This is a genomic window from Bacillus cereus group sp. MYBK227-1 (genome assembly GCF_051916325.1).
In the GTDB taxonomy this organism is placed as follows: Bacteria; Bacillota; Bacilli; order Bacillales; family Bacillaceae_G; genus Bacillus_A; species Bacillus_A cereus.
Map to the genome: position 1 here is coordinate 61,300 of NZ_JBQAGK010000009.1, position 24,751 is coordinate 86,050.

Here is a 24,751-nt window from a genome sequence, read left to right on the forward strand (position 1 = left end):
ATAAAACAATGGGAAAAATAAAAACACCTATTAACAAGAAGATCACAGATTATTTTGGTTATTATTGTATATGTACGATATAATAGAACTGTAGAATAGTGATATTTTCAAGCTTTCGTAGTTATACCTTATAACATCTAGAATCGACTTCATAAGAAAGTATTTGGGTAGAGCGTTTCAAAAATATGTACAGTAATGCGATTTTGAAAACGGATTCATGATTGTGTTGTACAGTTGGTTGTAAGGAGAGGGGAAACTATGGCAGAACAGACAGTCCGTGTAACCGTCGATGGTAAAGAATTTTCTGCATCAGGTGAAAAGACGATACTACAATTATTTAACGAGAGTAATTTGGAACATCCTCAAATTTGTCATGTACCAGAAGTAGATCCAATTCAAACTTGTGATACGTGTATTGTAGAAGTAAATGGAAAGTTATTGCGTGCTTGTTCAACGAAATTAGAGAACGGTATGCATATCGAAAGACAGTCCCAGCGTGCAAAAGAGGCACAGACTGAGGCAATGGATCGAATATTAGAGAATCATCTACTGTATTGTACCGTTTGTGATAACAATAATGGTAATTGTAAAGTCCACAATACAGTACATATGATGGGAATTGAGGAACAGAAATATCCGTATGAGCCAAAAGTAAGTGCGTGTGAAGTGGATATGTCACATCCGTTTTATCGATATGATCCAAATCAATGTATTGCTTGTGGACAGTGTGTAGAAGTATGTCAAAACTTACAAGTGAATGAAACTATATCGATAGACTGGAGCTTAGACCGTCCACGTGTTATATGGGACAATGGTGTAAGTATAAATGACTCATCTTGTGTAAGTTGCGGGCAATGTGTAACAGTATGTCCATGTAATGCGTTGATGGAGAAATCAATGTTAGGTGAAGCTGGATTCATGACAGGATTGAAACCGGATGTGTTAGATCCGATGATTGATTTTGTAAAGGATGTAGAGCCGGGATATAGTAGTATTTTAGCAGTTTCAGAAGTAGAGGCTGCGATGCGTAAGACGAAAGTGAATAAAACAAAAACAGTTTGTACATTTTGTGGTGTAGGTTGTTCATTTGAAGTATGGACGAAAGACCGCCACATTTTGAAAGTGCAGCCTGTTTCAGATGCGCCGGTTAACGGTATTTCAACATGTGTAAAAGGCAAATTTGGATGGGATTTTGTAAACAGTGAAGATCGTATTACAAAGCCATTAATTCGCCAAGGGGATATGTTTGTTGAAGCTTCATGGGAAGAGGCTCTTGAAGTTGTTGCATCCAATATGCAGCATATTAAATCAGAATATGGAAGTGATGCATTTGGGTTTATTTCTTCTTCGAAAGTAACGAATGAAGAAAATTATCTTATGCAAAAACTAGCCCGTCAAATATATGGAACGAATAATGTAGACAACTGTTCCCGTTATTGTCAATCTCCAGCAACAGACGGTTTATTTAAAACTGTCGGTATGGGCGGGGACGCTGGAACAGTGAAAGATATTGCGGAAGCAGGCCTTGTCATTATCGTTGGAGCAAATCCGACAGAAGGACATCCTGTACTTGCAACGCGTGTAAAACGTGCTCATAAATTACATGACCAAAAATTAATTGTGGCGGACCTTCGTAAACATGAAATGGCAGAGCGTGCGGATTTATTCATTCATCCGCGCCAAGGAACTGATTATGTATGGCTCGCTGGTATTACGAAATATATTATTGATCAAGATTGGCACGATAAAAAGTTCATAGCTGAAAATGTGAAGAATTTTGATGAATATAGCAAAATGGTAGAAAAGTATACGCTTGATTATACAGAAGAAATTACGGGGATTTCGAAAGAAAATCTGAAAGAAATGGCTCGTATGGTATATGAAGCAGATGGTACTTGTGTACTTTGGGGAATGGGTGTAACGCAAAATACTGGAGGAAGTACAACTTCAGCAGCAATTTCAAATCTATTGCTTGTTACGGGTAATTATCGTCGTCCTGGTGCAGGAGCATATCCATTACGCGGACATAATAACGTACAAGGCGCTTGTGATATGGCAACATTACCAAACTGGCTTCCAGGTTACCAAGCGGTTTCAGATGATGCGCTCCGTGCGAAATTTGAAAAAGCATACGGTACTACAATTCCGAAAGCACCAGGCTTAAATAATATTGCAATGTTACTTGCGGCAGATGAAGGAAAACTGCGTGGTATGTATGTTATGGGTGAAGAAATGGCTTTAGTAGATTCGAATGCCAACCATGTACAACATATTTTAGCGAATTTAGATTTCCTTGTTGTTCAAGATATGTTCTTATCGAAAACAGCTCGTTTTGCTGATGTTATTTTACCGGCAGCACCAAGCTTAGAAAAAGAGGGAACATTTACGAATACAGAGCGCCGTATTCAAAGATTATATGAAGTATTGAAGCCGCTTGGTGATTCAAAGCCAGACTGGTGGATTTTACAAAAAGTAGCTCGTGCGCTTGGCGGGGACTGGAATTATGAAAGTCCAAGTGAAATCATGGATGAAATTGCATCGCTTGCACCTTTATATTCTCAGGCAACATACGATCGTTTAGAAGGATGGAATAGTTTATGTTGGGGTAGCCATGATGGTAGCGATACACCGCTATTATATGTGGACGGATTTAACTTCCCGGATAAACTAGCTCGTCTATCATTAGATGAATGGGTACCACCAGTTGTAGCGCCAGATGAGTATGATTTACTTTTAAATAATGGTCGTATGTTAGAACATTTCCACGAAGGGAATATGACGAATAAATCGGCTGGTATTTTATCTAAAGTATCTGAAGTGTTCGTTGAAATCTCGCCTGAACTTGCCCTAGAGCGCAATGTGAAAGATGGTGGCCTTGTAGAATTAGCATCACCATTTGGGAAAATTAAAGTACAGGCACTTGTTACAGATCGTGTAACGGGGAAAGAGCTATATTTACCGATGCATGCAACGGTAAATGAAGAGGCAATCAATATTTTAACTGGAACGGCGACAGATCTTTATACGTGTACACCAGCGTACAAACAAACGATGGTAAAGATGCGTGTACTACGTGAAAAAGGGAATCGTCCGTTACCATCTTCAAACCCGAGAGATAAAAAGCGTAATCCGCAAAACGGTGTTGAAATCCAGCAAAAATGGCAAAGAAAACAATACGTATCACTTGTGGACTAGGGGGCGGAGATAGTGGCGAAAGAAATTACTGTAATTAAAAAGAAAGTTGTAACAGAGGAAGAACAGAAACAGCAAGTAGCAGATGAACTTCTAAATGAGCTATCTAATAATCGTGAAGCAGTAGAAGAAACGATGCAGCTTTTAGCACAGTTGCAGAAGGCTGGTATATTAGATGCGGCAATTAGTTTACTTGCTGCGAAGGAAGATGTTTCAAAAATCGCTGTGGAGCAATTAAATCGTGAACCCGTTAAAAATGCGTTAAATAATATGATGGGGGCAGGAGAAGCGTTATCTTCAGTTGACCCAGAAATAACGAAGCAAATTACGTCAAGTTTAGTTACAGGATTGCAATTTGCAACAGATGAATTAAATAGTGGTAAAAAAACAAAAGTGATGGATTTCTTTAAAGTATTAAAAGATCCAGATATCAATAGAGCTATTACATTCGGTTTTAGCTTCTTGAAAGCATTTGGACAAGGGCTAGAGAAAAAATAGAATAAATGAAAAAGTGATGGGAAGTAGCCATCACTTTTTTCATTATATGTATAAGTGTGTTCATGTTAAGCGGAATATATTATTATTAAAAAGATGGATTAGAACTGGAAATATGGAATCCATCTCAAATACCGTTTTAGAATTTGGAGGAATATATGCAACACCGTAAAAAACTATCTATACCAGGAGTAATGAGACATTCCTTTCAAACAGTTAAATTTGCCTTTTGGAATGTATTAACTTTTCAACTTGCTTATAAATTATTAGCAGCGATTGTGTTTGTTCCGCTATTTGGAATCATTTTTAATAAGTTATTGTATTTTGGTGGTTATGCAAATGCGACAAATGATGAATTATTAGCGTTTTTAAAGACGCCTTATGGCATCTTAGCAATCGTAATTTTATCATTGTTAGCACTGTTTCTTATCTTTACAGAATTTGCGGTGCTTATTATTATTTCGTATTTCGCTCATAAAAGACAGAAGGTGAAATTACGTCCGATTTTATATAAAACGGTAACGTATTTACCTACTCTTTTCACATATTGCTTACCAGGATTTATTTTATATGCTGTCGTATTGTTGCCTCTTTTAAATATGGGATATGAAACGGCATTAATCCCGCAAATTCAAATTCCTAACTTTATTACAGGAGAGCTGTTTAAGACAACGATGGGACAAGTTGGTTATTACACGTTCTTTGCTGTAGTCGCGTATTTGAATCTTCGATGGATTTTCGTTCTACCTATTGTTGTTTTAGAGCAAAAACCATTTCGCGTGGCAGCACGTAAAAGTGCAACTTTAGTAAAGGAAAGCTTTTTTAAAGTACTATTCTTTTTAGTAGGATTTTTTATTTCAATTGGAATTGTATATGTCATGTTTTTGGGAATGTATTTATTGTGCCTATGGGGTATTTATGAATTTACAAGCCCGAAAGGAACATTTGCATTATTAGCTGAATCAACGATTTCGGTATTTTTAACGAGCACATTGTATTTATTCAGCTTTATCGTGACGCCATTTTATATTATGGCGATTACGCGATTATACTTACAAAAGGTACCGGTTGAAGATGTTTTATTAGAAGAAGGATTAGATTATTCGAAAACGAAAGCAGATAAATGCTTTTTCCAAAAACATCGTTGGAAATTCATTGGCGTATACATTGTAGGGATTATTACTGCGGGAATGGTCGTTGCCTTCATTGTAACGTTTATTTCAAATTCGTATAAAGAACCGATTATTATGGCGCACCGCGGGTATATATCAAAAGGCGTAGAAAATACGAAAGAAGCTGTGCAAGGTGCTATTGATGCAAAAGCAGACTACGCTGAAATAGATGTATTACAAACGAAAGACGGTGAGCTAGCGGTTATACATGATTTGAAGCTGAAACGTCTCGCAAATGCCAATGTACATGTGTCAGATTTAACGATGGCTGAGTTAAGGCAGCTTACCCTTAGTCAAGATGGACTTTCAGGACAAATAAGTACACTTGATGAAATCATTAAGCTAGCAAATGGCAAAATCAAACTTAATATAGAAGTGAAGCTTCATGGGGGCGAAAAAGATTTTGTAAACAAAGTCTTAAAAACGATTAAAGATAATGAATTTGAGAAGCAATGTGTAATTCAAACGTTACACTATCCACTTATTAAAGAGTTTAAGCGTGCAAATCCAGATATAAAAGTAGGGTATATACTGTATGCAAGTAGAGCTAACTTAAAGAATGTGAAGGCTGACTTTTACGTAGCAGAAGAATATATGTTAAATAAGAAATTAGTAAAAGAAGCAAGGAAGTTAAACAAACCAATTTACGTATGGACAGTAAATGATATGGAAAATTTAAAGGCATATTATAAGTTAAACGTAGATGGTATTATAACCGATTACCCTGAAGATGCACGTGAAACAATTAAGATGTTAAAAGAGCAAGAAGCGGAAGAAAGTGATCTGTTTGATAAAATTACTGAAACGACAGATGATTTATTTTCTAAGTTATTTATAAGTTACCCAGCTGCTAGCTAAATGCTAGCAGCTGTTTTTTTGTGAAAAGAATATATCTCTAAAGTATTGAGTAAAGTAATAACTGTATATGTATACGTTATCGCTTAGGTTTCTTACATTGTTAAATTATTGTCAAATAATAAATGATTGCTGTTTATTTTGAAGCAGTATAATAAAAATAGAGTGAAAGATAATGGAATGACACGAAACCCCTAATAGAATCAATGTTTTATATATTTACACTATTCTAAATATAAAAACTTTAGGAAAATGATATGTTAGCGTTTTCATAACTTTTAAGTTATGCTAGAATAAGGACATAAGTTATTAATTATTACAAAAAGAAAAAAGAATCTCTTTTTTCTGTTAATTATAAGGGGGCATTTCATTATGCGTATTGGGGTACCAGCAGAAATTAAAAACAACGAAAACCGTGTGGCAATGACACCAGCAGGTGTTGTACATTTAATTCGTAACAATCACGAAGTATTCATTCAAAAGGGTGCAGGTTTAGGGTCTGGTTTCACAGATGCTCAGTATGTTGAAGCGGGAGCAAAAATTGTTGATACAGCTGAAGAAGCTTGGAATATGGAAATGGTTATGAAAGTTAAGGAACCAATTGAAAGCGAATACAAACACTTCAGTGAAGGCTTAATCTTGTTCACATACTTACACTTAGCTCCAGAGCCAGAATTAACAAAAGCTTTAATCGAGAAAAAAGTTGTTTCTATCGCATATGAAACAGTACAATTAGAAAACCGTTCATTACCATTACTTGCACCTATGAGTGAAGTAGCTGGTCGTATGGCTGCACAAATTGGTGCACAATTCCTTGAGAAAAACAAAGGCGGTAAAGGTATCTTACTTGCAGGTGTTCCAGGGGTTAAACGTGGTAAAGTAACAATCATCGGTGGTGGACAAGCTGGTACAAATGCTGCTAAAATTGCAGTTGGACTAGGTGCGGATGTAACAATCATCGACTTAAGCGCAGAACGTCTTCGTCAATTAGATGACATTTTCGGAAACCAAGTAAAAACTTTAATGTCTAATCCTTACAATATTGCAGAAGCTGTTAAAGAGTCTGATCTTGTAATCGGTGCAGTATTAATCCCAGGTGCAAAAGCTCCAAAACTTGTAACAGAAGAAATGATTAAATCAATGGAACCAGGTTCTGTTGTTGTAGATATCGCGATTGACCAAGGTGGTATTTTCGAAACAACTGACCGTATTACAACTCATGATAACCCAACTTACGAAAAACACGGCGTTGTTCATTATGCAGTTGCAAACATGCCAGGTGCGGTTCCACGTACATCAACTCTTGCATTAACAAACGTAACAGTACCATATGCAGTACAAATTGCTAACAAAGGCTACAAAGAAGCTTGCCTAGGCAACTCTGCATTACTAAAAGGTATTAACACATTAGATGGCTATGTAACATTCGAAGCAGTTGCAGAAGCTCACGGTGTAGAGTACAAAGGTGCTAAAGAATTATTAGAAGTAGAAACAGTATCTTGCTAATAGAAGCATTATACAAAACAAAATCGAACAATATATAAAACAACATGATAAGAGCTAAGAGTGAAGATCTCTTAGCTCTTCTTGGCAAAAGGGGGCATACATCGTGGCCAACCTATTTAAAAAGAAATCCGTTACGCAATTGTTAGGGGAAAGTAAAAGTAAAACTTTGACGAAAACGCTAGGGGCATTTGACCTAACAATGCTAGGGATTGGTGCGATAATTGGTACAGGAGTTCTAGTATTAACTGGATTAGTAGCAGCAAGAGATGCTGGTCCAGCAGTTATTTTTTCATTCATGATTGCAGCCATCGTTTGTGGATTTGCAGCATTATGTTACGCAGAGGTTGCTTCTACACTTCCTGTTTCAGGTAGTGTGTACACATACTCATATGCAACAATTGGTGAGTTTGTAGCTCATTTAATGGGATGGACATTACTATCCGTATATGTTGTAACGACTGCCGCAGTAGCTGGCGGATGGACTGGTTACTTCCATAACTTAGTGAGTGGATTAGGGCTTGAAATTCCAAAAGCACTGCTAACGATTCCGTCTCAAGGTGGTATGGTGAATTTACCAGCAGTTATCGTTACATTAGTTATAACTTGGTTATTATCAAGAGGTACGAAAGAAAGTAAACGCGTGAATAACATAATGGTATTAATTAAAATTGGTATCGTTGTTTTATTCATTGCAGTTGGTGTATTCTACGTGAAACCAGAAAACTGGATACCATTTGCACCGTACGGTTTAAGTGGAGTTTTCGCGGGGGGAGCAGCAGTATTCTTTGCTTTCTTAGGATTTGATGCATTAGCAACTTCTGCTGAAGAGGTAAAAAATCCGCAACGTGATCTACCGATTGGTATTATCGCTTCGTTAGTCATTTGTACAATCATTTATGTTGTAGTTTGTCTCGTTATGACGGGTATGGTTTCTTATAAAGAATTAGATGTACCAGAAGCTATGGCATATGTGTTAGAAGTTGTAGGACAAGATAAAGTAGCAGGTGTAATCGCAATTGGAGCTGTAATTGGTATTATGGCAGTAATTTTTGCTTACATTTATGCAACGACACGTGTATTCTTTGCGATGAGCCGTGACGGTTTATTGCCAGAATCTTTCGCGAAAATTAATAAAAAGACAGAAGCGCCAACATTTACAGTTTGGTTAACAGGAATTGGTAGTGCTTTAATTGCTGGATTTATCGATTTAAAAGAATTGTCGAATTTAGCGAATATTGGAGCGTTGTTAACATTTGCGATGGTTGGTGTGTCAGTTATTATTCTTCGTAAAACACATCCAAAATTACAACGTGGATTTATGGTACCACTTGTACCGATCTTGCCGATTATTTCGATTGCATGTTGTCTATTCTTAATGGTAAATCTACCATTAAAAACATGGATGTACTTCGGTGCTTGGTTAGCAATTGGAGTAGTTGTATACTTTGTTTATTCGAAAAAACATAGTCATTTAAAAGACGATGGAAGTTCGCAGGATAATTTAGAACAAGCTAATTAAAAGGGATATAAGTATAGTAAGCCTTGTGCGTCTAGGGAGCGCGCAAGGCTTTTTCTTTTGTTGAAATAAAGGGAATGTATATTACTTTGTTGAATTTTTATGTCGGAATATGAAAAAGGGTGTGCGAATTGTGCATCCTTTTTTGTATGAGAATATAGAGGGTGCGGAAAATATGTATACGACTTATTAAAATGTGAACGGAATGTTCATAAAAAAATTCAGATTTCATTGACACATATGAGTAGGCGCTCATATAATAAGAGTATAAGATATATGAATGATTGCTCATATGTTCAATTAAAGAGGTGAGCTATAATGGCTGGAAATAAAGTAGAAACACCACAAGAGACATGTTCTCAAACGATAATTCATGAAGAAGTTGTAGAGCAAGTAAAACAAACAATTCCAACTGATGAAAGTTTAAGTAAAGTAGCAGAACTATTTAAAGTATTAGGTGACCGTACACGTACGAGAATATTACATGCGCTATTTGAAGCTGAAATGTGCGTTTGTGATTTAGCTTATTTATTAGGAATGACACAATCATCTATTTCGCATCAGCTTCGTGTGTTGAAGCAAGCGAAACTTGTGAAGAATCGTAAAGAAGGAAAGGTTGTTTATTATTCGTTAGCTGACCAGCACGTAATTCATATCTTCGAGCAAGCGTTTGAACACGTAAACGAAGAAGAATAAAAAGAACGCGAGGAGGGAGAACGATGGCTGAAGCGTTAGTGAAAAAGAAACTGATGTTAGAAGGTTTAGATTGTGCGAATTGTGCAATGAAAATTGAAAAAGGTGTTGGGAATATAGAAGGAGTAAATTCTTGCTCTGTAAACTTTGCAACAAAGACAATGATTTTAGAAACGGCACAAAATAAAGAAAACGAAGTTGTTACGGAAGCAAAACAACTCGTTACAAAATTAGAACCGCATATTAAAGTGCAAGAAGAACAAAAAAATAAAATTGCTAAAGAAGTATTTATATTAGAAGGTTTAGATTGCGCGAACTGTGCAATGAAAATTGAAAATAAAGTTAAGGAAATGCCAGCTGTCTCAGAAGCAACTGTTGATTTCGTATCGAAGAAACTACGAGTAGAAGTTGCGAATAAAAGAGAACTAGAAGCGACTGTAGCAAATATAACAAATGTCGTTCAAAAGTTAGAGCCAGACGTGAAAGTTGTTCGTGAAGAGAAGAACGGTCATGACCACGGGCATAGTCATGATCATGGTGAAGCAAATGTGAAAAAGATGGTAGGGAGATTAGTGGTCGGCGGAATTTTGACAGCAATTGCTGCATTAGCGGGCTTACCACAAATGGTAACAATTCCGTTATTCGTCCTTGCTTATTTATTAATAGGTGGAGATATCGTTTGGAGAGCGGTAAGAAACATAACTCGTGGCCAAGTATTTGATGAAAACTTCTTAATGGCAATTGCAACTGTAGGAGCTTTTGCAATTCAACAATACTCAGAAGCTGTAGCAGTAATGCTATTTTATCAAGTAGGAGAACTATTCCAAAGCATTGCGGTAAACCGCTCTCGAAAATCAATTACTTCATTAATGGATATTCGTCCTGATTATGCGAATGTAAAGGTTGGAAATGAAACGAAACAAGTATCACCAGAAGATGTACAAATTGGCGATTATATTATCGTTAAGCCAGGTGAGAAAGTGCCGTTAGACGGAAAAGTAATTGAAGGAACATCAATGGTAGATACTTCAGCATTAACAGGTGAATCTGTACCACGTGAAGTTGAAGTTGGAAATGATGTATTAAGTGGCTTTGTGAACCAAAACGGTGTGTTGACAATTGAAGTTACAAAAGAATTCGGTGAATCAACTGTATCGAAAATTTTAGATTTAGTTCAAAATGCAAGCAGTAAAAAAGCACCAACGGAAAACTTTATTACGAAGTTTGCACGTTACTACACTCCAGTTGTAGTTATTACAGCGGCAATCATGGCGTTTATTCCACCACTTATTTTAGAAGGAGCTACATTCTCTGAGTGGATTTATAGAGCTTTAGTGTTCTTAGTAATCTCTTGTCCATGTGCGTTAGTTGTATCCATTCCTCTTGGATTCTTTGGAGGTATTGGTGGTGCATCTAAAAGTGGTGTGTTAGTAAAAGGTAGTAACTATTTAGAAGCTTTAAATGATGTGAAATATATTGTTTTTGACAAAACAGGAACATTAACAAAAGGTGTTTTCAAAGTTACAAAAATGGAACCGAGCGAAGGTACTACAAGTGAAGAGTTATTAGAGTATGCGGCATTTGCTGAAGTATATTCTAACCATCCAATTGCCCAATCTATTCGAAAGGCATATGGAAAATCAATTGATGAAAAAATAATCGATGATTATAACGAAATTTCTGGTCACGGTACAGTCGTAAAAGTACAAGGAAACGAAATTTTTGCAGGTAATGCAAAATTAATGAGAAAAGAAAATATTGAATTTAAGCAACCAGAAACAGTAGGTACATTAGTTCACGTTGCTGTAGATGGAAGATATGCAGGTTATATTGTTATCTCTGATGAGGTAAAAGAGGATTCGAAACAAGCGATTCAAAAGTTAAAAGAACTAGGTATTAAAAAGACAGTAATGTTAACTGGTGATGCAAAACCAGTTGGTGAAGCTGTTGGTAAAGAATTAGGCTTAGATGAAGTTCATGCGGAATTACTACCGCAACAAAAAGTAGAAGAGATTGAAAAAATTGATGCAGCGAAGCACGGAAAAGAAAAAATTGCCTTCGTTGGTGACGGTATTAACGATACACCAGTATTAGCCCGTGCAGACGTTGGTATTGCGATGGGTGGTTTAGGGTCAGATGCAGCAATTGAAGCGGCAGACATCGTTATTATGACTGATGAGCCTTCAAAAATTGCGAAAGCTGTAAAAATTGCAAAACGCACAAGAAGTATAGTGTGGCAAAATATCATCTTTGCTCTAGGTGTAAAAGGGATCGTTTTATTACTTGGTGCCTTTGGTATTGCAACAATGTGGGAAGCTGTTTTCTCAGATGTTGGTGTGACACTACTTGCAGTGTTAAATGCAATGCGTGTATTACGAGTGAAAGATTTATAAAAAAGAGGACGCGAACCGCGTCCTCTTTTTTATTGGTGATTTTGTTGAAATTGACTCAATAAAATAATATCAAATATTATTTTACTTTAAAATAGTATAATATTAAAATTTACAAATAAGATACATTCGTCTTATTATTTTAATATATTTTTTACAAATATCCATATAGTATTGAAAAAACAGAGAAGGGGAAACTTCTCTGTTTACTTTTGTATGTTTTTTTCAACTTGTTCTCGAACTGTTTGAATGTAATTCATTTTATGATCCCAGCACTCTTGGCTTAAATCGACAGGGTATTCTTCAGGGTTTAAAGTTCGCATATATTCTTCCCAAAATAGAGAGAGGCTCTGTTCATTATATTTTTGAATATCTAATATACTTGGTAGTTCATATGTTCTTTCACCGTTAACGAAAATGTCTTTATGCAGTTCACGGGCTTCAAAGTTTGTTACGAATTTACTTATATATGTGTGAACTGGATGGAACATTTTTAAGCGCTCTTCTTTTCCTGGTTCTTCAGAATCTAACGCAATATAATCGCCTTCTGCATGATCGTTAACCCGATTGATAATACGATAAATTCGTTTCAGTCCTGGAGTGGTAATTTTTTCAGGGTTAGATGAAATTTTAATTGTATCATTTAATTTTCCGTCAGTATCTTCAATCGCAACGAGTTTGTAAACAGCCCCCAATGCAGGTTGCTCAAAGGACGTAATTAATTTCGTTCCAACGCCCCATACGTCAATTTTTGCTCCTTGAGATTTAAGGTGCATAATTGTGTATTCATCTAAATCGCTAGAAGCGATAATTTTTGTATTTGTAAACCCTGCTTCATCTAGTAGTTTTCGTGCCTTTTTCGATAAATAAGCCATATCACCACTATCAAGACGTATGCCATAGAAATCAATACGATCCCCAAATTCTTTTGCAACACGAATCGCATTTGGAACACCAGATTTCAATGTGTCATATGTATCAACGAGAAAGACGCACTTTTTATGAGTTTCAGCGTATTTTTTAAACGCGACGTATTCATCGCGATATGCTTGAACGAAAGAGTGAGCGTGTGTGCCAGCTACAGGAATCCCAAAGCGTTTCCCAGCACGAACGTTGCTTGTAGAGGAGAAACCACCAATAAAGGCAGCACGCGTCCCCCAAAGGGCAGCATCGAACTCATGGGCACGTCTTGTGCCGAACTCTAAAAGCTCATCATTACTTGCAGCATGTTTCATACGTGCTGCTTTTGTGGCAATTAATGTTTGGTAATTCACAATATTTAAGAGGGCAGTCTCAATAATTTGTGCTTCACCAAGTGGTGCATCAACACGTAATAAAGGCTCGTTATTAAATACAACTTCACCTTCTTGCATACTGCGAATCGTCCCAGTGAATTTCATATTTTGTAAATAATGAAGGAATTCTTCTTCGAATTGTAATTCTGCTAAGTAAGCGATATCGCTTTCAGTAAAACTGAAATTTTCTATGTACTCTACAATTTTCTCAAGGCCAGCAAAAACAGCGTAGCCGTTCTCAAATGGAAGCTTTCGAAAATATAAATCAAAAACAGAACGGCGATTATGAATACCATCTTTCCAATATGTATAAGCCATGTTGATTTGATATAGGTCTGTATGTAAGGCATAACTATCGTCTTTATAATGAGTCATCGCGAGAACACCTCCATAATTTGGTTATAGTATACCAATTTTTCACCATTCGTAGCAAAGAAGAGATATTGATGTGAAGTCAAGAGAGAAAAAAATGAAATTATGCATATTTTTTAGAAAATTTATATTTATCAATTTATATTTCTCCAAATTTTATGTATTATTAGAGTAATGGGGGTAATGAGAATGGAGGAGGACAATGCAACAAACATTAGAAAAAATAGGCAAACAAGTCTTTTATAAACGGCTCCAGCAAAAAATGACACAAGAAGAATTATGTCAGGGCATTTGTTCTGTCTCATACTTAAGTAAGATCGAAAATGGAAAGATCGAAGCATCAGAAGAAATTCTACAATTGCTCTGCACAAGACTAGAAATTGCTGTGACGGATTTGAGAGATGTAGAAGAAGATGTGAAGGGGAAGCTAGATGAATGGTTAAATGCACTAGTTCATTTAGACAAGCAACAAGTAGAACGTATATATGAAGAGTTGCAAGGTGAAATGAAGCATGTGTTGGATTTTGAAATTATAAATTATTATAAACTGCTGTATACACGTTATTTAATTATGAAAAGGGATATTTCTGCACTCGAAGAAGAATTAGATAAGTTGAAGAAGGTATATAAAAAATATTCTCCATTTCAGAAGTTGTTATATATGTATAGTAGAGGATTATTGTGCTGTTTACAGTATAGATGGAAGGATGGGCTAGATTACTTATTAAAAACAGAAGTAATGGCCAAAGAACAAGGGTATCATGAAACAGGCTTGTATTATAATATAGCGCTTGCATATACTCATTTAGATATTCATCATCTGGCAATTCATTTTGTAAATATGGCATTAGAAGGATTTCGTAGTGAATATAAGTTTAGAAATATAATTAATTGCCAAATCCTTATTGCGGTAAGTTATACAGAAAAAGGTCAGTATGAAGAAGCTTTAAAAATGTATGAGAGTATATTGAGAGAGGCCACATCTTTTGCTGATAAGGATGTACTATTAGCTATTACTTTAAGTAATATGGGAAGTATCTATTATAAAAAAGGTAAATATCAGCAAGCGAAAAAATATTATTTAGATAGTCTACAACTTCAAAAACAAATAGATTTAAACTATTTAGATACAATATACGAAATGGCATTAGTATGCATTAAATTAGAAGAATTGGAAGAGGCAAGGACATTAATTGATAAGGGAATTGATGCAGCAAAACAGGAAGAGAGATTTAATGCAAAATTATATTTGCTTTTAATGCTTAGATATAAATATTTTGAAGAAGCAAAAGATTATAAAGCATTTTTGGAAAATGAGGCTATCCCGTTGTATAAATCTGCAGGAAATAAAATAGAATTAAAGAAAGTATACGTTGAACTAGCAGAACATTTTTCCAGTTTATCGAGATTTGAAGAAAGTAATCGATATTATAGGTTAGTTATTGATTTAATGAATGATAATAAGGAGGAATAAACATGAAAAAGATGGTATTTGGAGTATTGGCGTTTATATTGACTCTTACAGTTGCTGGAGGAATACATCAATATAGCAGTAAACCTGATATTGTTGGTCAACAAGCTAAAACTGTTGAACAAGTTAATTTATAATCTCCACCCTTTCCAATCGGAAAGGGTTTTTTCAATATTTGTTCCTCAAAATTCTACAAAACTTGAGAAAATAATTATTTGAATTTTTAGTATATTAATAGTGGAAACATAATGCTAATATAAAACTACTCTTTTTCAAAAAAAATTTTTATTAGGGGGAAGGTTCATGAAAAAGAAAAGTTTAGCGTTAGTGTTAGCGACAGGAATGGCAGTTACAACATTTGGAGGGACAGGCTCTGCATTTGCGGATTCTAAAAATGTACTCTCTACGAAGAAGTACAATGAGACAGTACAGTCACCTGAGTTTATTTCTGGTGATCTAACTGGAGCGACTGGTAAGAAAGCGGAATCTGTTGTGTTTGATTACTTAAATGCAGCAAAAGGTGATTACAAGCTAGGGGAAAAGAGTGCGCAAGATTCTTTCAAAGTGAAACAAGTGAAGAAAGATGCTATAACTGATTCAACAGTAGTACGTATGCAACAAGTTTACGAAGGAGTGCCTGTATGGGGTTCTACTCAAGTGGCTCACGTAAGTAAAGACGGTTCTTTAAAAGTATTGTCTGGAACAGTTGCACCTGATTTAGACAAAAAGGAAAAGTTGAAAAATAAAAATAAGATTGAAGGCGCAAAAGCAATTGAAATCGCGCAACAAGATTTAGGGGTAACACCGAAATATGAGGTAGAACCAAAAGCGGACTTATATGTATATCAAAATGGTGAAGAAACAACATATGCATACGTTGTAAATCTAAACTTCTTAGATCCAAGTCCAGGAAACTACTACTATTTCATTGAAGCAGACAGCGGTAAAGTATTAAATAAATATAATAAATTGGATCATGTAACAAATGGAGATAAATCACCAGTTAAGCATGAGGCTCCTAAACAGGATGCGAAAGCAGTAGTAAAACCTGTAACAGGAACCAATAAAGTAGGGACTGGTAAAGGTGTATTAGGAGATACGAAATCACTTAATACAACGTTATCTGGTTCATCTTACTACTTACAAGATAATACGCGCGGGGCAACAATTTTCACATATGATGCGAAAAATCGTACTACATTGCCAGGAACTTTATGGGTAGATGCAGATAATGTTTTTAATGCAGCGTATGATGCAGCAGCAGTAGATGCTCATTACTATGCAGGTAGAACATATGATTATTATAAAGCTACATTTAACAGAAACTCTATTAATGATGCAGGAGCTCCGTTAAAATCGACAGTTCATTACGGAAGTAAGTATAATAATGCATTCTGGAATGGCTCACAAATGGTATACGGAGATGGTGATGGTATAACATTCACTTCATTATCTGGTGGAATTGATGTAATTGGTCACGAATTAACGCATGCTGTTACTGAAAATAGCTCGGACTTAATTTATCAAAATGAATCAGGAGCGCTAAATGAAGCAATTTCTGATATTTTTGGTACTTTAGTAGAATTCTATGATAACCGTAACCCGGATTGGGAGATTGGTGAAGATATTTATACGCCTGGTAAAGCAGGAGATGCGCTTCGCTCTATGAGTGATCCAGCGAAATACGGTGATCCAGACCATTATTCTAAGCGTTACACTGGTACTAGTGATAACGGTGGCGTTCATACAAACAGTGGTATCATTAACAAACAAGCTTATTTATTAGCAAATGGTGGTACGCATTCGGGTGTAACTGTAACGGGCATTGGTAAAGATAAGTTAGGTGCAATTTATTACCGTGCAAACACACAATATTTCACGCAATCTACTACATTTAGCCAAGCTCGTGCTGGTGCAGTACAAGCTGCAGCTGATTTATATGGTGCGACTTCTGCGGAAGTAGCAGCAGTTAAGCAATCATTTAGTGCTGTTGGTATTAACTAAGGATTTAAAGGATAGCTATTAATAAAATACCTCAAAAATAAAGAAGGAGCCTATGCTCCTTCTTTATTTTTTTCTCCATTTTTTCCACAAATAATATAATCCGATACAACCTGCAATTGTCACAATCCACTTTGCTTCATTTGTTCCGTTCATGACATGATAGGCAGAATATACTTCGATTAACAATGCCGGTATTTTCCCTATTGTGCTGGCAATACTGAAGGAGAGTAATGACATCTTACCTAGAGCCGCAAATAAAGTCACGATACTTGATGGGATGAAAGGTATCAAGCGAAACGATAGAACGAGTAGAAAGGCCTCTCTACCTTCTACATAAAGAAGACGCTCTACCTTTGGGTATTTATTTACTTTATCGTGAGTGAACTTTTGAAGGCCCATGCGGTAAATATAAAACGAGATAATAGCCCCTAATGCTTCGCCTGCGATCGAAATAACAGTACCATTTGTTACGCCAAAGAGCTGTATATTAATGGCGGTTAAAAAAATACTAGGGATAAAACCTAAAAGACTAATGATGATGTTAATTAAGATACTAAGTGGAATTGCGATTGAATAGTATTCTGTTAAGAAATTTTGAATCGTTTCAGCCATTGTTTAAAATCCTTTATCTTTTTTTGCATTACACCACATTTCGTTTGTATAGGCAAGGGTAAATTTACATAATGTAGAAAAACGTTGATAAGAAGGCATCTTTATACCTTATATGGGTATTTGGTATATGAAAATAGGGGTATTTTAAGATATTTTTAAAAATACTATAAAAACCTTTGTATAAAAGAGTTTTATAGTTATGTTATCTGTGATTTTATCTGGGAAATAATCGAAAAATATAGGGGGTATATATTATAAAAGGCAAAAAATAGAGGGTTGATGAAATTGCTGGGGTAAATATGGAAAAATAGATAAAAAAAATGAAAACTGATAGATTTTTTCGTTGTGAAATTGACTTTTAGTGAAGTTGCGATAATAATCATGGAAGAGGTGATATGATGAAACGAATAAGTAGTCTTTTCTTCAGTAGTTTATTGGCATTAATGCTGATCTTAAGCGGATGTGCAGGAAAAGAACAAAAAACAGAGAAACAGACAGGGAATCAAGCTACATCGGTAGAAAAAATTAGTGATAATATTTTAGATGAAATGGAAGGACCACCTAAAAATGGTCATACGATTGAAAGACATGTAGGCAAGTCAGAAGAGGATTTGAAGAATCGCTTGAAGACAGATAAAGTGTCAGCCGCAAGTACATACTATGATAAAGAAACAGCGACGAAAGCTGTAAAAGATAGCTTGAAGCAACATGACAAGGAAATTCAAGATTGGTTAAAAAATTCTAAAGAGGCTCGTCTCGTATTAAATACAACTCATTCATTTCCTGTTGGAAAAACGGTAATAAAGAAAAATATGAGTGTAAAAGACAAGTTAGTAAAAACTGTTACTGTTTTAGCAAGAGATAAGTCAGGAGAATTAGGGTTTAAGATTATTACTTCTTATCCATCTGATAAATAAGAAGGGGGAGTACATTATGTATACGACATTACAATACTTTCTTAAATCGTACTGTACGTTAAGTATTCATGAGGATGAAATAGTAAGCGTGATGGAAGAGTTTATTGAACAAGAAGACGAAGAAATTGTTTTGAAATTACGTGATGAATTAATAAATATGAAGAAAAAGAACGCGTGGGAAGAGGCGTGTGTATTAGCTGCGAAGCAAGGAAATCGTATGTGGTCTTTAGAAGAAACGAAAGACCATCTTGAAACTTTTTTACTGTTACTGCAAAAGAAAAAGGCGTGATTAAATCACGCCTTTTTCTTTATGCTATTCGGTTGATATTATCTATTCTTTTGGAGCGCTTTTATATACGCTTTTTGAAATTTGTCCATTTGATATTACTTCCCCGTTTTGTGTTACTTTTTTATACGTAACCGCGGTGATTTTATCACTAGCTCTACTAATTACTTGAGAAGAAACTTCAACATTTTTACCAGTATTTGTACCGAAAATGCGTGTAGTAATACTACCTCCATTTGAAAATGCTTGAATATAAATATGATTGCCTGTATTATTTTTAAATTTTAAATCTGGACCATAATCTGCTACTGCTGCATCTTGCCCAAGTGGTAAATAATTTACTGGCATAGAATGATTGCTTCGAGAAACAATGCCTAAATCTGCCCTTAAAGCTGCACTGTATAATGTACTACTGACTTGGCAAACTCCTCCGCCTGCACTTTGTATTACTTTACCTTGTGAATATACTGCTGCAGATTTATAACCATGTGCAGCATCAGTTACGCCAACGCGACCGTTAAAACTAAATGTTTCATCAGGTGCGACAATAACCCCACTTAAAGTATTAGCTGACTTATTTACGTTAAATGATTGATTTCCGTTACGGCCAGCCATTGGAGTAGAATATTCAGCAATGACTTCTTTAATACCCATTTTCTGTATGTCTTCTGTAGAACGTTCTGGTTTTATGAATGTAACTGGTAATGTAACATCTGATTTACCAGTAGTAATAGCTTCATTTGTTAAACCGCTTAGTTTCCCTTTATCAATTTTTTCTCCGTTTTGGCTTTGACTAATATTTACTGTTGAGCCTTCAATACTTAATTCTGCGTTAACAGGATTTTTTAATGTTTCATTATATTTATCTTTTATAAAGGTTTCATAAGCTGTTGCATTTAATTGTGGTGTTAATTTATAGTCACGTTTTAATTCACCGTTTTCAGCTTGCTTACGCATTTTGTAACGATTCATTACGTTTCCTTCTTGTTCTTTGAAGATTTTGTCAATAATATCTTTCTCTTTATAATTTATCCCTAAATCTTTCCATGTGTAAGTTTGTTTATCGTTTTGGAATATGTAGGTAAGGGATTTTTGATCTAACTCAGTTACCTTTTGATTAATAATTGCTTGAATATCCTTCTTATTTTTTCCGTCGAGAGAAATACCTTCAAATGTAGTATTTGGTAATGCAGTAGTATCTAATTGATTATTTAATTTGGATACATATTGATATCCCCCAACACCGCCTACACAAAGTAATATGCCCCCAGCAATTGCAGAACCAATCAGTATTTTACTTAGCTTCATTTATTTCCCCCCAGAAATTTATGTATAAATATATGTATTACATTTTTTGTATAAAAATGATGAAAATAACATTATGTACGTACTAGTATACTATTATTTTCACTGTGTGTGTAATGTTTTCATAAAAAATGTTACACCGCTGTAATAATTGTCACTTCTTGTCACAATGTGTATGAAAAATATGTTGAAAAATATAATAAAAAGGCTGTCTAGAAAGATCTAGCAGCCTTTTTTATTATAATTTTTTATGTTCATTTTTATTCGTAACACCGAGATGTTTTTGAAGGGTAGTTGAAATAGTATCGACGCTTTTTTCATTTGGAACGTAATAATAAATACCACCTATATATTTATCTGTACCCTCTACTTGCATTTTTTCCATTTTTAAATTTGAATCCATTGAATTTTTTGTAATTGTCATCATATCATCAAAAGTTAAATTAGTTTTTAAATCTTTATCGACAGCGTCTAGTAGGCCACCGATTTTATTAATGGAATTAAGAGATAGTGCCTTTTCAGCAATGGCCTCTAATACAAGCTGTTGACGTTGACCACGCATATAATCACTATCGATATGACGAGTTCTAGCTAGTGCCAGTGCCTCTTCTCCATTTAAATGTTGACGTCCTTTTTTTAGATGAATGGCATCTGCTTCATCTTTACTATTTTGCTCTGTGAACTCAACTGGAACGTCTACAGTAATACCACCAAGAGAATCAACAATTTTAATAAAGGATTTAAAATTGAATTTTACATAGTAGTCAACTGGAACATCTAAAAAGTTCTCTACCGTATCAATTGTGCTGTCTACACCACCGAATACGTGCGCATGTGTGATTTTATCGTATTTATCACGTGATTTAATGTAGACGCGTGAGTCACGTGGAATGCTTACAAGTTTAACGGATTTATCGTTTTTATTAATTGTTGCAAGTAATAACGCATCTGTTCGAGTTGCTTTTCCATAACCTTTTTCCCTAATATCACTTTCATCAACACCCATAATTAGTACGGAAATATTGTCGGTCATAGGTTTAACAGCTTTTTCACGTTTACTGGACTTATCTCCTCGACCTAGTTCAGCATAAGCATTATTTAAGACGGACTTTGCTTTACTGTATATATGGAAGGAGTAGCCTCCTGCTCCAAGTGCTACAATTAGTAATGGAATAAGAAGGAACCAAAGTAGGCGTTTTTTCTTTGAGCGTCCTTTTTTGGCTCGCGTATTGTTGTTCGTGTCGGATTTCATCATTTTTTCTCCTTTAAAACTATCAAAGTGTATACATTTAGAAGTGTATTCAAACACATAAAAAATATTTTACGCTAAATAAAAGCGATTGTACATGTATAAAAAATAGATGTCTTGATTATTTATAAGACACCTATTCGTTATTGTATACAAAAGATAGGGATAAGAAAATGATAAAATTTTACCTAATTACAACATAATGCTTACGATAATTGCAGATAAAATACTAACGAGAGTAGCTCCATATAGTAATTTAAGGCCAAACCTCGCAACAACGTTTCCTTGTTCTTCGTTTAGTCCTTTTACCGCACCTGAAATAATACCAATGGAAGAAAAATTGGCAAAAGATACAAGGAAAACAGAAATAATACCAACTGTACGGGGAGAAAGGCTATTAGAAATTTTACTAAGGTCCATCATTGCGACAAATTCATTCGTTACAAGCTTCGTTGCCATAATGCTGCCAGCCGCGACAATTTCAGAACTGGGTACACCGATAAGGAATGCGATAGGTGCAAATACATAGCCGATTAATTGTTGGAACGTAATACCGAATATAATGAGGAACAGGTCATTAATACAACTAATTAATGCGACGAATCCGATGAGCATAGCGCCGACAACAATGGCTACACGAAAACCATCAAGAATGTATTCTCCAAGCATTTCAAAAAAGCTTTGTTTTTCACCTTTGATTTCTAAAATATCTTCGTCATCTTTAACGTCGTAAGGGTTAATGATGAGTATGATAATAAAACCGCTAAATAAATTGAGAACGAGTGCAGTTACTACATATTTAGGTTCAATCATTGTCATATAGGCACCTACGATAGACATAGATACGGTTGACATAGCAGAGGCACAAAGTGTATAAAGACGGTGTTTTGGAATTTGAGCTAATTGTTTTTTCACTGTAATAAAAACTTCTGATTGGCCGACAATGGCAGAGGCGATAGCGTTGTAAGATTCTAATTTACCAAGACCATTTATTTTACTAAGAAAGTACCCGATCCAACGAATAAAAAATGGTAATATTTTGAAATGTTGTAATATACCAATTAAAACAGAAATAAAGACGATTGGTAATAATACAGTAAGGAAAAATGGCATTTCACCTTTATTTGCAAGACCACCAAATACGAAATTTATTCCATCAGCAGCATACTCGAGTAGCTTGGTAAACAAACTGGAAATGATTCTAATAAGTATGAGGCCGATTTCTGTATTTAATAGTAAATAGGTTGAAATTAACTGTATAATAAGCATGATAAAAATTGGTTTAAATTTAATATGCTTCTTATTATTGCTAGCAATATAAGCGAGCAAGAAAACAACAATTAGTCCGACGAAAAAAGTAATGAATTTCATGGTAAGCCCCCTAAAAGAGATATTCTGCTATATATGTTTTTCATTTCAAGGGAGAATATGCATCTTTGGTAAAGAAAGGAATAGAGAGAGCATGAATATATGTAGAGTGCATCACGTTGCAATTATTTGTTCGAATTATGAGACGTCAAAGGATTTTTATACTAGGATATTAGGGTTTAAAGAGATAAATGAAGTATATAGAAAGGAACGAGATTCTTATAAATTAGATTTATGTGTAGGAGAAGAGTATCAAATCGAATTATTTTCATTTCCAAATCCGCCTGAGCGTAAAAGTTTTCCAGAAGCAGCCGGTCTTAGACATTTAGCATTTGCTGTTACAAATATAGAAGAAGCTGTGAAGCATTTAAACCAATGTGGTGTTGAGACGGAACCGATCCGTATTGATGAAATAACGGGGAAGAAATTCGTCTTTTTCCAAGATCCTGATGGTTTACCTTTAGAATTGTATGAGGTTTGAAAATTGGTGGATTTTATATAGAGTTGCTTTCCAATAATTGAAGAAACTAAAGTGAAACTTCTTTTTAAAAGGAGGTGTAACTTTAGCTAAGAAAGCTAAAGAGCATATGTGGATATTTTAAAATTATTGATGGTAGTCATTCTTATTGGGTTAACAGCATTTTTTGTGGCTGTTGAATTTGCAATTATTAAGGTACGTAGCAGTCGTATTGATCAACTCGTTAGCGAAAAAAGACGAGGTGCACTGGCAGCTAAAAAGGTAACTTCAAATTTAGATGAATATTTATCGGCCTGTCAGCTAGGTATTACAATTACTGCTTTAGGGCTTGGGTGGTTAGGGGAACCAACCATTAAACATTTACTCGAGCCGTTGTTTTTAAAATTAAAATTCTCACCTGCAATTTCCAGTACAGTTTCATTTATTATTGCCTTTGCAGTAATTACATTTTTACATGTTGTCATTGGGGAACTTGCTCCAAAGACATTTGCTATACAAAAAGCAGAACAAGTTAGCTTATTGTTATCGAAACCACTTATTTATTTTTACCGAGTTATGTATCCGTTTATTTGGGCTTTGAATGGTTCAGCGAGGGTTGTAACTGGTTTATTCGGATTACATCCAGCTTCTGAACATGAAGTAGCTCATTCAGAAGAAGAATTAAGGTTAATTTTATCTGAGAGCTATGAGAGCGGAGAGATTAACCAAAGGGAATTTAAATATGTAAATAATATTTTTGAATTTGATAATAGAGTAGCAAAAGAAATTATGGTACCTCGTACGGAAGTTGTAGGCTTATATGAGGACGAACCATTTGAAACACATATTAAAGTAATCGCGCAAGAAAAGTACACGAGATATCCTGTATTTGGTGAAGATAAAGATGAAATTATTGGGATGGTTAATGTAAAAGATTTATTTATTCGTTATATGGATGGTAATCGGGATGAGGAGTGCTCAATTATGCCATATACAAGGCCAGTTATTGAAGTGCTAGAAAATATTCCAATTCATGATTTACTATTACAAATGCAAAGAAAACACATTCCATTAGCTGTATTGTATGATGAATATGGTGGTACAGCTGGGATTGTTACACTAGAAGATATTTTAGAAGAAATTGTTGGAGAAATTCGAGATGAATACGATGAAGATGAGAATCCCCCTATAGAGCATATAAGTGAAGGTTATAAAATCGTAGAAGGAAAAGTGCTTATTAGTGAAGTAAATGATTTGCTTGGCATACATTTAATTGCTGATGATGTAGATACAATTGGTGGCTGGATTATGGTACAAAAACAAATCGTTGCTGAAGGAGATATTATTGAGAAACACGGTTTTTATTTTAAAGTCCTTGAAAAGGATATGCATCAAATTAAACGAGTGGAAATAAGGAAAGTAGAAGAATGATTTTCTATAAACTTTAATAAAAAGGATATACAGAAAAATAAATGTTTGCGCTTTCAAAAAAGGTGCTATATAGTGAAGGTGGATACTGAAAAATTCTTCTGAATGATACTCGTGTTTTTAGAGGGCGGATTTTTTGGATAAGGATTTAGAATGAAAAAGTATAGG

19 protein-coding genes are annotated in these 24,751 nt (G+C 35.0%); 14 read left to right on the forward strand and 5 right to left on the reverse strand.

Annotated elements, in window-relative coordinates:
- Positions 1 to 258 precede the first annotated feature (258 nt).
- The 7 genes from fdhF to ACTFRM_RS26700 all read left to right on the forward strand — a co-directional run bounded on the left by fdhF (position 259) and on the right by ACTFRM_RS26700 (position 11,822).
- Entirely contained in the window at positions 259 to 3,195 is a 2,937-nt protein-coding gene (gene fdhF / locus ACTFRM_RS26670; protein ID WP_000840663.1) for a formate dehydrogenase subunit alpha, read from the forward strand.
- Positions 3,196 to 3,207: 12 nt separating this feature from the next.
- The gene (locus tag ACTFRM_RS26675) at positions 3,208 to 3,690 is read left to right on the forward strand and encodes a DUF1641 domain-containing protein (protein ID WP_001040540.1); all 483 of its coding nucleotides are present in this window, start codon (positions 3,208 to 3,210) and stop codon (positions 3,688 to 3,690) included.
- 155 nt (positions 3,691 to 3,845) lie between these two features.
- On the forward strand, positions 3,846 to 5,717 hold the full coding sequence (locus tag ACTFRM_RS26680) for a glycerophosphoryl diester phosphodiesterase membrane domain-containing protein (protein ID WP_001164714.1): 1,872 nt from the start codon (positions 3,846 to 3,848) through the stop codon (positions 5,715 to 5,717).
- Between the two features lie 369 nt (positions 5,718 to 6,086).
- On the forward strand, positions 6,087 to 7,220 hold the full coding sequence (ald, locus tag ACTFRM_RS26685) for an alanine dehydrogenase (protein ID WP_440043780.1): 1,134 nt from the start codon (positions 6,087 to 6,089) through the stop codon (positions 7,218 to 7,220).
- A gap of 103 nt (positions 7,221 to 7,323) precedes the next feature.
- Positions 7,324 to 8,739, forward strand: a complete 1,416-nt coding sequence (locus ACTFRM_RS26690) for an amino acid permease (protein ID WP_001284893.1) — start codon at positions 7,324 to 7,326, stop codon at positions 8,737 to 8,739.
- 315 nt (positions 8,740 to 9,054) lie between these two features.
- On the forward strand, positions 9,055 to 9,432 hold the full coding sequence (locus tag ACTFRM_RS26695; RefSeq protein WP_000918378.1) for an ArsR/SmtB family transcription factor: 378 nt from the start codon (positions 9,055 to 9,057) through the stop codon (positions 9,430 to 9,432).
- 23 nt (positions 9,433 to 9,455) lie between these two features.
- Positions 9,456 to 11,822, forward strand: coding sequence for a heavy metal translocating P-type ATPase (locus ACTFRM_RS26700; RefSeq protein WP_440043782.1), 2,367 nt, complete (start codon positions 9,456 to 9,458; stop codon positions 11,820 to 11,822).
- Between the two features lie 203 nt (positions 11,823 to 12,025).
- On the opposite strand, the gene ACTFRM_RS26705 is transcribed toward ACTFRM_RS26700, so the two are convergent.
- On the reverse strand, positions 12,026 to 13,489 hold the full coding sequence (locus tag ACTFRM_RS26705) for a nicotinate phosphoribosyltransferase (protein ID WP_000150184.1): 1,464 nt from the start codon (positions 13,487 to 13,489) through the stop codon (positions 12,026 to 12,028).
- 199 nt (positions 13,490 to 13,688) lie between these two features.
- Between ACTFRM_RS26705 and ACTFRM_RS26710 the strand changes: the two genes are divergently transcribed.
- From ACTFRM_RS26710 to ACTFRM_RS26720, 3 genes are all read left to right on the forward strand, one after another.
- Positions 13,689 to 14,960: a tetratricopeptide repeat protein gene (locus ACTFRM_RS26710; protein ID WP_001187961.1), complete on the forward strand. Its 1,272-nt coding sequence runs from the start codon at positions 13,689 to 13,691 to the stop codon at positions 14,958 to 14,960.
- Positions 14,961 to 14,962: 2 nt separating this feature from the next.
- Positions 14,963 to 15,094, forward strand: a complete 132-nt coding sequence (gene nprX, locus ACTFRM_RS26715; RefSeq protein WP_000738910.1) for a quorum-signaling peptide NprX — start codon at positions 14,963 to 14,965, stop codon at positions 15,092 to 15,094.
- 166 nt (positions 15,095 to 15,260) lie between these two features.
- Entirely contained in the window at positions 15,261 to 16,961 is a 1,701-nt protein-coding gene (locus ACTFRM_RS26720) for a M4 family metallopeptidase (RefSeq protein ID WP_440043783.1), read from the forward strand.
- A 63-nt stretch (positions 16,962 to 17,024) separates the two neighbouring features.
- On the opposite strand, the gene ACTFRM_RS26725 is transcribed toward ACTFRM_RS26720, so the two are convergent.
- Positions 17,025 to 17,573, reverse strand: coding sequence for a TVP38/TMEM64 family protein (locus ACTFRM_RS26725; protein WP_000852222.1), 549 nt, complete (start codon positions 17,571 to 17,573; stop codon positions 17,025 to 17,027).
- A gap of 398 nt (positions 17,574 to 17,971) precedes the next feature.
- Here ACTFRM_RS26725 and ACTFRM_RS26730 point away from each other — a divergent pair, with 398 nt between their 5' ends.
- Positions 17,972 to 18,490: an RNase A-like domain-containing lipoprotein gene (locus tag ACTFRM_RS26730; RefSeq protein WP_000822694.1), complete on the forward strand. Its 519-nt coding sequence runs from the start codon at positions 17,972 to 17,974 to the stop codon at positions 18,488 to 18,490.
- Between the two features lie 16 nt (positions 18,491 to 18,506).
- On the forward strand, positions 18,507 to 18,779 hold the full coding sequence (locus ACTFRM_RS26735; RefSeq protein ID WP_000288803.1) for a hypothetical protein: 273 nt from the start codon (positions 18,507 to 18,509) through the stop codon (positions 18,777 to 18,779).
- Positions 18,780 to 18,821: 42 nt separating this feature from the next.
- Here ACTFRM_RS26735 and ACTFRM_RS26740 read toward each other — a convergent pair whose 3' ends face one another.
- The 3 genes from ACTFRM_RS26740 to ACTFRM_RS26750 all read right to left on the reverse strand — a co-directional run bounded on the left by ACTFRM_RS26740 (position 18,822) and on the right by ACTFRM_RS26750 (position 22,701).
- Entirely contained in the window at positions 18,822 to 20,084 is a 1,263-nt protein-coding gene (locus ACTFRM_RS26740) for a VanW family protein (protein WP_440043784.1), read from the reverse strand.
- 235 nt (positions 20,085 to 20,319) lie between these two features.
- Positions 20,320 to 21,336, reverse strand: coding sequence for an LCP family protein (locus ACTFRM_RS26745; protein ID WP_002163841.1), 1,017 nt, complete (start codon positions 21,334 to 21,336; stop codon positions 20,320 to 20,322).
- A gap of 186 nt (positions 21,337 to 21,522) precedes the next feature.
- A complete protein-coding gene (locus ACTFRM_RS26750) occupies positions 21,523 to 22,701 on the reverse strand; it encodes a NupC/NupG family nucleoside CNT transporter (protein ID WP_440043785.1) in 1,179 nt (392 codons plus the stop codon).
- A 91-nt stretch (positions 22,702 to 22,792) separates the two neighbouring features.
- On the opposite strand from ACTFRM_RS26750, the gene gloA2 reads away from it, so the two are divergent.
- Together gloA2 and ACTFRM_RS26760 are read left to right on the forward strand one after the other, a co-directional pair.
- A complete protein-coding gene (gloA2, locus tag ACTFRM_RS26755) occupies positions 22,793 to 23,179 on the forward strand; it encodes an SMU1112c/YaeR family gloxylase I-like metalloprotein (RefSeq protein WP_001017675.1) in 387 nt (128 codons plus the stop codon).
- Between the two features lie 108 nt (positions 23,180 to 23,287).
- On the forward strand, positions 23,288 to 24,586 hold the full coding sequence (locus tag ACTFRM_RS26760) for a hemolysin family protein (protein ID WP_000353313.1): 1,299 nt from the start codon (positions 23,288 to 23,290) through the stop codon (positions 24,584 to 24,586).
- Positions 24,587 to 24,751: the final 165 nt, after the last annotated feature.

Coding starts and splice junctions, on each gene's coding strand:
- fdhF (WP_000840663.1), top strand. CDS start 259: ATGGCAGAACAGACAGTCCGTGTAACCGTCGATGGTAAAGAATTTTCT.
- ACTFRM_RS26680 (WP_001164714.1), top strand. CDS start 3,846: ATGCAACACCGTAAAAAACTATCTATACCAGGAGTAATGAGACATTCC.
- ald (WP_440043780.1), top strand. CDS start 6,087: ATGCGTATTGGGGTACCAGCAGAAATTAAAAACAACGAAAACCGTGTG.
- ACTFRM_RS26695 (WP_000918378.1), top strand. CDS start 9,055: ATGGCTGGAAATAAAGTAGAAACACCACAAGAGACATGTTCTCAAACG.
- ACTFRM_RS26700 (WP_440043782.1), top strand. CDS start 9,456: ATGGCTGAAGCGTTAGTGAAAAAGAAACTGATGTTAGAAGGTTTAGAT.
- ACTFRM_RS26705 (WP_000150184.1), bottom strand. CDS start 13,489: ATGACTCATTATAAAGACGATAGTTATGCCTTACATACAGACCTATAT.
- ACTFRM_RS26710 (WP_001187961.1), top strand. CDS start 13,689: ATGCAACAAACATTAGAAAAAATAGGCAAACAAGTCTTTTATAAACGG.
- nprX (WP_000738910.1), top strand. CDS start 14,963: ATGAAAAAGATGGTATTTGGAGTATTGGCGTTTATATTGACTCTTACA.
- ACTFRM_RS26720 (WP_440043783.1), top strand. CDS start 15,261: ATGAAAAAGAAAAGTTTAGCGTTAGTGTTAGCGACAGGAATGGCAGTT.
- ACTFRM_RS26725 (WP_000852222.1), bottom strand. CDS start 17,573: ATGGCTGAAACGATTCAAAATTTCTTAACAGAATACTATTCAATCGCA.
- ACTFRM_RS26730 (WP_000822694.1), top strand. CDS start 17,972: ATGAAACGAATAAGTAGTCTTTTCTTCAGTAGTTTATTGGCATTAATG.
- ACTFRM_RS26735 (WP_000288803.1), top strand. CDS start 18,507: ATGTATACGACATTACAATACTTTCTTAAATCGTACTGTACGTTAAGT.
- ACTFRM_RS26740 (WP_440043784.1), bottom strand. CDS start 20,084: ATGAAGCTAAGTAAAATACTGATTGGTTCTGCAATTGCTGGGGGCATA.
- ACTFRM_RS26745 (WP_002163841.1), bottom strand. CDS start 21,336: ATGATGAAATCCGACACGAACAACAATACGCGAGCCAAAAAAGGACGC.
- ACTFRM_RS26750 (WP_440043785.1), bottom strand. CDS start 22,701: ATGAAATTCATTACTTTTTTCGTCGGACTAATTGTTGTTTTCTTGCTC.
- gloA2 (WP_001017675.1), top strand. CDS start 22,793: ATGAATATATGTAGAGTGCATCACGTTGCAATTATTTGTTCGAATTAT.